At 62.8% G+C, this 11,620-nt stretch carries 9 protein-coding genes; 6 read left to right on the top strand and 3 right to left on the bottom strand.

The features are described 5' to 3' along the window. The first annotated feature begins 117 nt into the window (after positions 1 to 117). Genes waaA through lpxK form a run of 3 tightly spaced genes read left to right on the top strand, consistent with a single transcriptional unit; the run spans position 118 to position 3,206 of the window. Positions 118 to 1,443 (top strand): lipid IV(A) 3-deoxy-D-manno-octulosonic acid transferase, encoded by a 1,326-nt coding sequence (gene waaA / locus EPK99_RS15925; RefSeq protein ID WP_128444049.1) that lies wholly within the window; start codon positions 118 to 120, stop codon positions 1,441 to 1,443. Further along, positions 1,440 to 2,168: an HAD family hydrolase gene (locus tag EPK99_RS15930; RefSeq protein ID WP_128444050.1), complete on the top strand. Its 729-nt coding sequence runs from the start codon at positions 1,440 to 1,442 to the stop codon at positions 2,166 to 2,168. The genes waaA and EPK99_RS15930 overlap by 4 nt, the downstream gene beginning before the upstream one ends. Before the next feature lie 3 nt (positions 2,169 to 2,171). Then, the gene (gene lpxK / locus EPK99_RS15935; RefSeq protein ID WP_128444051.1) at positions 2,172 to 3,206 is read left to right on the top strand and encodes a tetraacyldisaccharide 4'-kinase; all 1,035 of its coding nucleotides are present in this window, start codon (positions 2,172 to 2,174) and stop codon (positions 3,204 to 3,206) included. Between the two features lie 21 nt (positions 3,207 to 3,227). On the opposite strand, the gene EPK99_RS15940 is transcribed toward lpxK, so the two are convergent. Further along, positions 3,228 to 3,461, bottom strand: a complete 234-nt coding sequence (locus tag EPK99_RS15940) for a DUF2093 domain-containing protein (RefSeq protein ID WP_128444052.1) — start codon at positions 3,459 to 3,461, stop codon at positions 3,228 to 3,230. 65 nt (positions 3,462 to 3,526) lie between these two features. After that, positions 3,527 to 5,344: a DNA mismatch repair endonuclease MutL gene (gene mutL, locus EPK99_RS15945; RefSeq protein ID WP_128444053.1), complete on the bottom strand. Its 1,818-nt coding sequence runs from the start codon at positions 5,342 to 5,344 to the stop codon at positions 3,527 to 3,529. A 331-nt stretch (positions 5,345 to 5,675) separates the two neighbouring features. Here mutL and EPK99_RS15950 point away from each other — a divergent pair, with 331 nt between their 5' ends. From EPK99_RS15950 to EPK99_RS15960, 3 genes are all read left to right on the top strand, one after another. Continuing rightward, a complete protein-coding gene (locus tag EPK99_RS15950; RefSeq protein WP_164901789.1) occupies positions 5,676 to 7,343 on the top strand; it encodes a response regulator in 1,668 nt (555 codons plus the stop codon). A gap of 95 nt (positions 7,344 to 7,438) precedes the next feature. Then, positions 7,439 to 8,794 (top strand): putative bifunctional diguanylate cyclase/phosphodiesterase, encoded by a 1,356-nt coding sequence (locus EPK99_RS15955; protein ID WP_128444055.1) that lies wholly within the window; start codon positions 7,439 to 7,441, stop codon positions 8,792 to 8,794. A 100-nt stretch (positions 8,795 to 8,894) separates the two neighbouring features. Next, positions 8,895 to 10,940, top strand: a complete 2,046-nt coding sequence (locus tag EPK99_RS15960; protein WP_128444056.1) for an NADH:flavin oxidoreductase — start codon at positions 8,895 to 8,897, stop codon at positions 10,938 to 10,940. Positions 10,941 to 11,019: 79 nt separating this feature from the next. On the opposite strand, the gene EPK99_RS15965 is transcribed toward EPK99_RS15960, so the two are convergent. Next, positions 11,020 to 11,583, bottom strand: a complete 564-nt coding sequence (locus tag EPK99_RS15965) for a PRC-barrel domain-containing protein (RefSeq protein ID WP_128444057.1) — start codon at positions 11,581 to 11,583, stop codon at positions 11,020 to 11,022. Positions 11,584 to 11,620: the final 37 nt, after the last annotated feature.

Here is an 11,620-nt window from a genome sequence, read left to right on the forward strand (position 1 = left end):
GCATGCGGTCGGCAACCCTCTTTTTTGACGCATTTGTGAAACAGAGAAAATGCGTTATGGATGAGCAATCGGGGGCGGGTTCTTGACGGCGATCAGCATGGATAGGAGGCAGGGACGATGAGCGGCGGTTTGGCGCGGCTTGCTCTGTACGGTTATCGTATTGCCGGCGTCGCGCTTTATCCGCTGGCGAGCCCCTACCTCACCTATCGCGGCTTGAAGCGCAAGGAAGACCCCTCGCGTCGGCTGGAGCGTCTCGGTTATGCCAGCATGCCGCGCCCTCGCGGCCCGTTGGTCTGGGCGCATGCCGCAAGCGTCGGCGAAACGCTGGCGATCATGCCGATGATCCGCGAACTGCGTCGCCGCCAGATTCATGTGCTCCTGACGACCGGCACCGTCACCTCCGCCAGTCTGGTCGAGGCGCGGCTGGGCCGGGAAGTCATTCACCAATATGTGCCGCTCGACATCAAATTCCCCATAAAGCGCTTCATCTCCTATTGGAAGCCGGACGCCTGCATCACGGCGGAGTCGGAAATCTGGCCCACCACCATCGCCGAGCTTGCGCGGCGCGGCATACCGCAGATCCGGGTCAATGCGCGCATATCCGATCGCTCCTTCGACCGCTGGCGCAGCCGCCACAGCCTGGCGGAAGCTCTGTTCGAGAAGCTGGCTCTGGTCGTGGCGCAGTCGGATCTCGATGCCGAACGCTTCCGCGATCTCGGCGCCTGGCCGGTCATCGTTTCCGGCAACCTCAAGACCGATACCGATCCGCCGCCCTGTGACGAGGCCTTGCTTGCGCGCTATAGCGCCGAAATCGGCACGCGAAAGACCTGGGCGGCGATTTCCACCTTCGAGGGCGAGGAACAGGCCGCAGCCAAGGTGCACAAGGTGCTGAGGCCCAAGAACGATCAATTGACGATTATCGTGCCGCGCCATCCAGATCGCGCCGACGCAATCGAGGCGATGCTGAAGGAGGAGGGGCTCTCTGTCGCACGCCGCTCCCGCAACGATCCGGTCACCGAAAGCACCGACATTCTGCTCGGCGATTCCATCGGCGAAATGGGCCTCTATCTCAGGCTGACCGAGATCGCCTTTGTCGGCCGCTCCCTGACGAACGAGGGCGGCCAGAACCCGCTTGAGCCTGCCATGCTGGGCTGCGCGGTCCTGTCGGGTCCAAACCTCCAGAATTTTCGTGACGCCTACCAGAATTTGGCGCGAAAGGGCGCGGCGCGTGTCGTGCGTGATGTCGAAATGCTGGCCAAAGCGGTGCATTATCTGCTGATCAACGACGCTGCACGGCGCAAGATGATGGATGCGGGCCACGAGACGATGGAAGAAATGCGCGGCGCCCTGGGCAAGACCATCAAGGCGCTCGAACCCTATATCAACCCGCTCACCGTAACGGCGCGTCTGCAGCCGAGACCAAAGGCAGCGGCAGCGCGATGAAGGAGCTCGACTGGAGCTCCGTCGCCGGCATCCTGTTCGACAAGGACGGCACGCTTCTGCGCTATGACGAGAGCTGGGGTCCGGTCAATCGCGAGGCTGCGCGCATTGCCGCGGCCGGCGATGACGATCTGGAACTGAGGCTGCTCCAAGCGGCCGGCATGGACCCGGTCTCCGGCCAGACGCGGGCCGATAGTCTTCTGGCTGCCGGCAACGCCGCGGAGATTGCCGCAGGCTTTGTAGCCGCAGGCTCGCCGCTCGATGCCGCGGAGTTGACGCGTCTTCTGGACGCACTCTTCGTTCGGGCGACGGAATGGGCCGTGCCGGTCACGAATCTTGGTACTTTTTTCACCCGCCTCAAGGATCTTGGCCTCAAGCTCGGGGTCGCCTCTAGCGATAACGAGCAATCGATCCGCCAGACGGCGATCCGCTTCGGCTTCGCCGAGCATCTTGATTTCGTGGCAGGCTATGACAGCGGTCACGGCGTGAAGCCCGGTCCTGGCATGCTGCTTGGTTTCTGCGAAGCGGTGGGTCTTCATCCGTCGCAGGTAGCGATGGTCGGCGACAACAATCACGATATGCACATGGGAAAAGCAGCCGGTGCCGGGCTCAAGATTGCTGTCCTGACCGGAACCGGCTCTCGGGAAACGCTCGCCGCTGCTGCCGATCTTTGCCTCGACGACATCACCGCGCTCGAAGCGCTTCTGCCTCTGAAGCTTGAGGCTTAGGCCATGGTCTCCGAGGCGCCGCCCTTCTGGTGGATGAAGGCCGGCTGGCAGGCCTGGGCGCTTTCCCCTTTCTCCTTCGTCTATGGCCGCATCGCCGGGCGACGCATGGCACGCACCAGGCGGGCGCAAGTCCCGGTGCCGGTGATCTGTGTCGGTAATTTCACTGTCGGCGGCGCGGGCAAGACCCCAACGGCCATCGCGCTTGCCAGGGCAGCAAAAATGAAGGGCTTGAAGCCGGGCTTCCTCACCCGCGGTTATGGCGGTTCGCTGGATGTCACAACCACGGTCGATCCGGCGCATCACCGGGCGGATGCGGTGGGCGACGAAGCCCTGCTGCTGGCGCGAGAGGCGCCGACGGTCATTTCCCGGGGCCGTGTGGAGGGCGCGCATCGCCTTGTCGCGGAAGGTGCGGAGCTCATCATCATGGATGACGGCTTCCAGAGCGCCCGGCTGGAGCTGGATTTCGCTCTTGTGGTGATCGACACGCGTCGCGGCATCGGCAATGGCCATCTCGTGCCGGGCGGGCCGGTTCGTGCCCCGATCGGCGAACAGATACGACAGCTTTCGGCCATCCTCAGGGTGGGTGACGGTGACGCCGCCGACCGTCTCGTGCGGCAGGCGGCAAGGGCCGGAAAGCAGATCCATGTTGCGACGCTGCGGCCACGCGACGGGCAATCTCTGGCCGGCCGCAATGTCTTTGCCTTCACGGGAATTGCCGATCCGGAGAAATTCTACCGCACGGTGAAATCGGTGGGCGGCCTCGTTGCCGGTGTCCGGTCGTTCCCGGATCATCACTTCTTTACGGAAGACGAGATGCTGAGCCTTCTTGAGGATGCCCGCAAGGAGGGGCTAACCCTCGTCACCACGGCCAAGGATGCAGCGCGGCTCGCGGGCCGTCATGGTCCGGCAGAGGAACTGCTGCGAAGCGTTACGGTGATCGAAGTGGATATGGCCTTCGACGATCACCAGGCTCCAGCCAAGATCATCGACGCGGCCTTCGACCGGTTTCGTCTCAGGCGCCTGCGCAAACCTATCTGAAATCGCCAGTATCAGCGGCGGTCAGGCACGAACCTGGTTCGGCAGGATGCCGGCGCGCTTGTCGGCTTCGAGCGCGGTGACGCAATCCGCATAGGGCTCCTGGCGCGCGACGCTCCAGTATTTCAGCTCATCGAGCGGGATCTGGACGCCCGTCATAGCGCAGACGACGTAGGAGCCGGCCGTCAGGATCTGGTAGTCGCCGTCGAGATACCGGATCTTCGCTTCGCGATAGCCGCTTCCTTCAAACCGGTTCATTCTTGGCCTCCTGCGGAAGATCATTCCTAGCCTTTAGAGCGAGAACCCGACGATTTCCAGCATTTTCAGCTACGGCCGAAAAGCCGCTCGATATCGGAAAGCTTCAGTTCGATATAGGTGGGACGGCCGTGGTTGCAGGTGCCGGAGCCGGGGGTCGCCTCCATCTCCCGCAGCAGGGCATTCATCTCCTCGGGCCTCAGCCTGCGGCCGGAACGCACCGAACCATGGCAGGCCATGGTTGCGGCGACATATTCCAGCTTTCCGCGCAGGCCGCCCGCAGTGTTCCATTCCGACACCTCGTCTGCCAGATCGCGCACCAGGGCTGCGGCATCCACTTCCCCCAGCATGGCGGGCGTTTCCCGCACGGCCACGGCGCCCGGCCCGAAACGCTCCACGGCAAGACCCAGCCGGTCGAGCTCCTTGGCGTGGGTCATCAGACGGTCGCAATCCTCTTCCGGCAGATCCACGATCTCCGGGATGAGCAGAACCTGGGAGGGAAGTCGGTCTGCTTCGAGCGCCTTGCGCATCGCCTCATAGACCAGGCGTTCATGCGCGGCATGCTGGTCGACGATCACCAGCCCATCCCCCGTCTGGGCGACGATATAGTTTTCGTGCAATTGCGCCCGCGCGGCACCCAGCCGGTAGCGGGAGATTTCCTCCTGGGCTTGCGGCCGCGCGTCGGACACGCTCTCGGCCCGCGCCGTCGGCACGGCCATGACGTCGAAATCCTGCTGCTGGCTCTCGGCAAAGTCGCTGGCAGGCTGCGAATGGAGCGGACGGGACGGGGAACTGGTCGCCGCCCAAGGCGTGCGATGGGCGGCAGCTTGCGCGGGGGGCGCGGAAAAGCCGGGGCGGAAGGCGCGCATCAGCCCGGAGGTTCCGGTCGTCGCGGCACGGTCGCCTTCCCGGTGCAGCGCCTCGCGGATGGCGCCGACGATCAGCCCGCGCACAAGGCCCGGATCGCGAAAGCGGACATCGGCTTTGGCCGGATGAACATTGACATCGACCAGCGCCGGATCGAGCGTGATGGAGAGCACTGCGACCGGATAGCGCCCGGAGGGTACACGTTCCGCATAGGCGCCGCGGATCGCCGACAGGATCAGCTTGTCCTGCACCGGCCGCCCATTCACGAAAGCGAATTGATGGGCCGAATTGCCGCGATGGAAGGTCGGCACGCCCACATGGCCGGACAATGCGACGTCTTCCCGAAGCGCGTCGATCTCGATGGCGTTGTCTGGAAATTCCGGCCCCAGCACCTGCGCCATGCGCGTCAGCGGATCGCCGGCCGCTGCCGGAAAGTCCAGCGTAGAGCGGTCCGAACCGGAAAGCACGAAGCGGATCTCGGGAAAGGCGATCGCCATCCGCTTCACGACCTCGGTGATCGCCCCGGCCTCGGCCCTTTCGGTCTTGAGGAATTTCAGCCGTGCGGGCGTCGCAAAGAAGATGTCGCGGACTTCGACCACTGTGCCCGTATTGGCCGGTGCGGGCCTGACGCTGGAGGCGTTCCCGCCCATGACGGCAACCTGGGCGCCTTCGGTTTCCCCCTGCCGCCGGCTGGTGATCGTCAGCTTGGCCACGGAGCCGATGGAGGGCAGCGCCTCGCCGCGAAAGCCGAGCGTACGGATGTCGTCCAGCGTTTCCGAGATCTTGGATGTGCAGTGCCGCCGGATGGCAAGTTCCAGATCCGCCGGCGTCATGCCGGCTCCATTGTCGGTGATGCGGATCAGGCTCTTGCCGCCGCCGGCCGTCGCAATCTCGATCCTGGTCGCGCCGGCATCGATCGCGTTTTCGATCAACTCCTTCGCAGCACTTGCGGGACGTTCGATGACTTCCCCGGCGGCGATCTGGTTGATGAGAGTTTCGGGCAGCTGCTTGACGGACATTCCATCATTTTCGTGGATTCGTGCATTGATGGAAAGGCCGAAGGCTGAGTTCTCCCCGTCTTTAGGAAAAGCTCTCATTAATCCCGCCTTAACATAAAGGCCCTATTTTAGTGTTGTTGTGGATGAACCCGGGGAAGCTTCGCTTCCCGCGACGAGGCGATATGGCGGCCGGCTGGGCACCGCCTTTCAAGGATCGCCAGTCGTTGAGGACTTGCAGCCAGCATGTTTCCAACCTGTCTTAACGACGACCCGAGGTAAGCGCCGGACCGTGACGACCGACTAAGCAGTGTTCCAGGAAACGCCATCGAGAGGCATGCAGGAGTTTCATCCTATGGATGGTTTGGCGTCGGCGGACCCGAACATTCAGACGACAATGCTTGAAGTGATCTCCGAGGGGATCTCCGGGGCCATCCTCGTCTACGACAAGAACGACCGGATATTGTTTGCCAGCCAGCAGGTTCTGGCTCTCCTGCCCGTGCCCGAACAATTTCTGGCGCCGGGCACTCGCCTGCGAGACGTCCTGGGCGCTCTTTATGACGGAGGGGTCCGCTTCTGCTCCGAGACCAGCTCCTCACGACGCTCCAATAGCCGCGAGGACTGGATTGCCGAGCAGATCGCGATCCTCTGGAGGGAAAAGGCGGACATCATCGAGCGCCGTGGTCCTGAACGCTGGATCAGCCTATCCAAGCGCCGCCTGTCCTCCGGCTACGGCGTCTGCATCGTCCGTGATGTGTCCGATCAGAAGAAGCGCGAGGAAAAGTGGCGGGCCGACATGGAGCGTGTCCAGGTGACCGAGGAGGTCCTCGACAATCTTCCCTTCACGGTCACAGTCAAGGATCAGACCCACACCTTCGTCGCCATCAACAAGGCCGCCTGCCGCTTCCACGACAAGACCGCGGAGTCCATTCTCGGCCACAAGGGGGAGCAGTTTCAGCCGATCGAACTGCGGGAGCGTCTGGAAGCTATCAACGACCATGTTTTCGAAACGGGCGACGCCCTTCAGTTGCCCGAGCGCCTTACGCGCGCCGATGGTTCGCAATCCATCGTCGTCGCCAACAAATTCCGTATCGGAAAGCCCGGCCGCTACTATGTCGTAACGGCCATGCAGGATCTTACGCGGTTTCTGACCCCCAGCAGCACGGGCGAAATCAGGCCTGCCATGATGTGGGAAGAGTTCGTCTCTCTCAGTCTTTGCCAAGGCGAAAAGGACAGGCAGTCGGCAGGGAGCGGATCGGTCAGTCTCGCCAGCCGCAAGATCCTGGTCGTCTCGGCAGATGCTGAGATGGAACGGGAAGCCATTACGGCACTTTCTGGTCTCCGGGTCGATACATCCTCGGTCTCCAGTGCGCAGGAGCTGAAGCTCTTCCTTCATCTGGCCTCGGAAGCCGAAATTCAGGTGGATCTCGTCGTCCTCGATGCCAGTCTTCAGGGCGATTGCGCGGAAATCGCCGCCGCCCATGGCGTGCCGACGGTGGAAATAGCAGCGAACGACATCGAAGACATGCTTGTCTCCAACGTGATGGCGTGCCTTGCAGCATCCGGAGATGCCGGCGCGGGTAGCGTTGCCGACGACGGCTGGGAAGTCGTCGAGGAAGCGAAAGACGATACCATCGACGTGCTCGTTGCCGAAGACAACGAAGTCAACCAGATCGTCTTTTCCCAGATCCTTGAAGGCCTCGGCTATCGCTATGCAATAGCGACGGACGGAGAGCAGGCGGTGCAGCTTTGGCAGGACCGCGCACCGCAGCTCATCCTCATGGATATCACCCTTCCCCGGCTCAACGGCTTCGAGGCGGCAAGCTCCATCCGGTCGCTGGAAGAGGAGGGGAGCAGGGTGCCCATCATCGGCGTCCTGCCGCAAGCCTTCGATCGGGACCGCGACGAATGCTTCAGCTCCGGAATGGACGACGTCATCCTCAAGCCGATCAGCCCGGAAGCCTTGCAGACCGTGTTCAGTAAATTTCTCCATTCCAGACAGGAATTCACCACCCGGAAATAGCGGACTTGAAGCGCTTCGGGGGTCAAGGCTCGGGCAGGTGATTTCTTAATCTTTCTGCCGCACTCTTCCGCATTATTGCGGTAGCGGGATTTTAGATGACATTTGCGGGAAACCCATGGCCTCAGGTCAGCCAGCATGAGCTAAAGGTCATGGCCTATAGCGATCCGCTGACCGGGCTCGGTAACCGCTACCGACTGCGTGACAAGGTGAAGCTTCTGGCCGCCGAGCGGGCCGCCGATCCCGCCCCCTTCACCATCTGCATCGCGAACCTCGACGGCTTCAAACCCATCAACGACCTCTTCGGCGCCGAAGCGGGCGATGAGATCCTGTGTCAGGTGGCGCATCGGTTGAAGGCTTGCATCCCGGACGGCGCAACCGTTACCCGCCACGACGGCGATGAGTTTGCTTTTATATTTCCTCTGGTCTTCGAGCGGATGGGAGCCGAGCGCATTGGCCAGATGATGAAGGACGTCCTGTCGGCGCCTTACGACCTCGGCGACCGCAATGTTCGGCTTTCCGCTTCCTTCGGCTTTGCCATCTATCCCTTTGCCGGGGAGGATTTCGAAGAACTCCTAAAGAGCGCCGAGACCGCGCTCTATCGCTCAAAGCGCCGCGGCCGTGGGCAGATTACCGTCTATTCCCGCGAGATTGCGCAGGAAATGAAGCGGGCGACCCAGCTGGAACAGGCGCTGCGCAATGCCATTATCAACGATGCGGTCGATGTGCATTTTCAGCCTATCGTTCGGTTGAGCGACGGCGCCCCGGTGGGCTTCGAGGCGCTCGCCCGCTGGAACGACCCCGACCTCGGCTTCGTGTCGCCGGCCGTCTTCGTGCCGCTGGCGGAAGAACGCGGCTTCATCGATGCGCTGTCTGAAACGCTGCTGCGCAAGGCAGCGGAAGCGGCGCTGTCCTGGCCAAGGGAACTCTTCCTGTCCTTCAACCTGTCATCCGCGCAGCTGATGGACCCGACCACGACCGAAACCACACTCGCAACGCTTGCACGCGTGGGGCTCGACCCCCATCGGCTGGAGCTGGAAATAACCGAAACGGCGGTCATGACATCGGCCGATACCGCCGCCCGGATCATCACCCAACTGCGCAAGGCCGGTGTGCGGATCTCGCTGGACGATTTCGGCACCGGCCAGTCGAGCCTTGGCCGTTTGCGGGATTTCACCTTCGACAAGGTCAAGATCGACCAGGCCTTCATCTCGCGCATCACGTCCGATCGCCCCTCCGAGCACATCGTCAGGGCCATCATCACCATGTGTCAGGGCCTTGACCTGGACGTGGTGGCGGAAGGGATCGAGGAAAAGGCCGATGCGGACAAGCTGAAGGAGCTCGGTTGCGGCATGGGCCAGGGCTATTATTACGGCAAGCCTGTCGATGGCAACGCGACGCTGCGGTATCTTCAGGAGCACTATCGCGACTTCCTGATGATCGAGCGCGGCTAAAGCGACGCCGCTGACCGGATAGTTTGCGACGCGTCTGGTTGTCGCCAAGCTCGGCAGGGCTGCGCGATGATGGCACTCCCTCAAGCCTGCGGAGAGCGCCATGTCCGTTTCCAACGACCCTCTTCTGCAGCCCTACCAGCTGAAGCACCTGACGCTGAAGAACAGGCTCATGTCCACCGCCCATGAGCCGGCCTATTCGGAAGACGGCATGCCCAAGGATCGCTACCGGCTCTACCATCTGGAGAAGGCGAAGGGCGGCATTGCGCTGACCATGACCGCGGGCTCGGCCATTGTCTCCCATGACAGCCCGCCCGCTTTCGGCAATCTGCATGCCTATCGCGACGAGATCGTGCCGTGGCTGAAGAAGCTGGCGGACGACTGTCATGAGCACAGCGCGGCCGTGATGATCCAGCTCACGCATCTCGGACGCCGGACCGGCTGGAACAAGGGCGCATGGCTGCCCGTGCTGGCGCCATCCGCCATCCGCGAGCCGGCCCACCGCGCCTTTCCCAAGGAGATCGAGGATTGGGATATCGAGCGGATCGTGCGCGACTACGCCGATGCCGCGGCGCGCATGCAGGCGGCTGGACTGGATGGCATCGAATTCGAAGCCTACGGGCATCTGATGGACCAGTTCTGGTCGCCGGCCACCAACCGGCGCGAAGACGAGTTCGGAGGCTCGCTCGAAAACCGCATGCGGTTCTCGTCGATGGTCATGGAAGCGGTGCGCAAGGCGGTTGGACCGGAATTCATCGTCGGCATCCGCATGGTGGCCGACGAGGATTGGGACCAGGGACTGAGCCGCGAGGAAGGTGTGGAGATCGCCCGCCGGCTGACAGCCTCCGGCAAGATCGACTTCCTCAACATCATCCGTGGACATATCGACAGCGACGCGGCGCTGAACGAGGTGATCCCGATCCAGGGCATGCGGACCTCGCCGCATCTGGATTTTGCAGGCGAGGTGAGGGCGGCGACCCGTTTTCCGGTGTTCCACGCCGCGCGCATCGCCGACGTTGCCACGGCGCGCCATGCCATTGCCGAGGGCAAGCTCGACATGGTGGGGATGACGCGCGCGCATATCGCCGATCCGCATATCGGCGCCAAGGTCATGCGCGGCGAGGAAGCCCGCATCCGCCCTTGCGTCGGTGCCACCTACTGTCTCGACCGGATTTACGAGGGCGGTGAAGCGCTCTGTATTCACAACGCGTCCACGGGACGCGAAGCCGAGCTGCCGCATCAGGTTATCAAGGCCGAGCGCCCACGCAAGGCCGTCGTCGTCGGTGCCGGACCGGCCGGACTGGAGGCCGCGCGGGTTCTGGCCGAGCGGGGACATTCGGTCGTCGTGCTGGAGGCTACGGGGGAGGCTGGCGGCCAGGTAAACCTTCTGGTGCGCAATCCGCGCCGGCGGGAAATGATCGGCATCGTCGACTGGCGTCTGGCCGAGCTGGAGCGCCTAGGCGTCGAGATCCGCTATGGCGTATATGCGGAAGCCGAGGACGTGCTGGCGCTGGAGCCGGATCTGGTGGTGGTGGCAACGGGAGGCATGGCGCAGGTTCCGCCGCTCGATGAGGGCGAAGACCTCGTGACCTCCAGCTGGGATATTCTGGCCGGAGCCGCAAAGGCAGCCGGCCCGGTCTTGCTGTTCGATGATCATGGCGGCCATGCAGGCATGAGCGCGGCCGAGGTCATCGCGCAATCGGGTGCGGAACTGGAAATCGTTTCACCGGAGCGGTTCTTCGCGCCGGAAATGGGCGGCATGAATCACGTCCCCTATGCTCGCGCATTTGCGAAAAACAAAGTCCGCGTGACCATCAACACCCGGCTGAAATCGGTTCGCCGCGACGGCAATGCACTCGTGGCCGTCCTTGGCTCGGATTTCGCGGCCGCCGCTGTGGAAGAACGGCGTGTCGCCCAAGTTGTGGTGGAGTATGGAACGGCGGCCAATGCCGACCTTTATTTGGCGTTGAAACCGCTGTCTCGAAACCTGGGTGCGGTGGATTATCCAGCGCTGATAGCACGCAGGACGCCCTTGCCGGCCAAGGCGCCGGATGCCGCGTTCGAGCTTGTCCGGATCGGCGATGCCGTTGCCAGCCGCAATATCCATGCGGCGATCTACGATGCCGCCCGATACTGCTCATTGCTGTAAATCCAGACAGCAAACGGGCGACACCCTTAGGTGCCGCCCGCCAATGATCAGCAGCGTGTGGTCCGTTCCAGGCCCGACCTTACTTGGTTGGAGCCGTCGACGGGTTTGTGGCGCTGCCTGCCGCAGGCATGGTCGATGACGTGGTCGTCGAGTCCTTTGCTGCCTGCTGATCCTGAAGCGTCTTGAACTCCGGTGCTCCCTTGAGCGCATCCGCGGTTTCGGTCGTCGTCAGGCGCACTTCGGTGTTGTTCTGGGCATCGCGGGTCATATTGATCTTCTCGACCGGAACGGCGACATCCTTTTCGCCGATGCCGAGGAAGCCGCCGACGCCGATCACGGCTGCAACGATGCGGCCCTTGTTTTCAAAGATCAGGTCGTTGACGTCGCCGATGCTCTCGTTATTGGCGTTGTAGACCGCCTTGCCGATATAATCATTGGCGCTGATCTGGTTCTCGGCCTGCTGCGTCAGATAGGTGCCGGACGCGGTAGCCGCGTCACCGGCTGGTGCCGGGGCCGCTGCAGTGTCTGCAGCAGGAGCAGTTGTTGTGGGAGCAGCGGGGCTCGTCTGAGCGAATACCGGAGCTGCGGCGGTCGATGCCACCAGAACTGCAGCAGCTGCCATCGTACCAAGGGTCTTCTTCATAGCGATCCATCCTCTTGCTTTTACGCGTTCAGGCGGC

Source organism: Neorhizobium lilium (assembly GCF_004053875.1).
Taxonomy (GTDB): domain Bacteria; phylum Pseudomonadota; class Alphaproteobacteria; order Rhizobiales; family Rhizobiaceae; genus Neorhizobium; species Neorhizobium lilii.

Coding starts and splice junctions, on each gene's coding strand:
- lpxK (WP_128444051.1), top strand. CDS start 2,172: ATGGTCTCCGAGGCGCCGCCCTTCTGGTGGATGAAGGCCGGCTGGCAG.
- EPK99_RS15950 (WP_164901789.1), top strand. CDS start 5,676: ATGGATGGTTTGGCGTCGGCGGACCCGAACATTCAGACGACAATGCTT.
- EPK99_RS15930 (WP_128444050.1), top strand. CDS start 1,440: ATGAAGGAGCTCGACTGGAGCTCCGTCGCCGGCATCCTGTTCGACAAG.
- mutL (WP_128444053.1), bottom strand. CDS start 5,344: ATGTCCGTCAAGCAGCTGCCCGAAACTCTCATCAACCAGATCGCCGCC.
- EPK99_RS15965 (WP_128444057.1), bottom strand. CDS start 11,583: ATGAAGAAGACCCTTGGTACGATGGCAGCTGCTGCAGTTCTGGTGGCA.
- waaA (WP_128444049.1), top strand. CDS start 118: ATGAGCGGCGGTTTGGCGCGGCTTGCTCTGTACGGTTATCGTATTGCC.
- EPK99_RS15955 (WP_128444055.1), top strand. CDS start 7,439: ATGACATTTGCGGGAAACCCATGGCCTCAGGTCAGCCAGCATGAGCTA.
- EPK99_RS15940 (WP_128444052.1), bottom strand. CDS start 3,461: ATGAACCGGTTTGAAGGAAGCGGCTATCGCGAAGCGAAGATCCGGTAT.
- EPK99_RS15960 (WP_128444056.1), top strand. CDS start 8,895: ATGTCCGTTTCCAACGACCCTCTTCTGCAGCCCTACCAGCTGAAGCAC.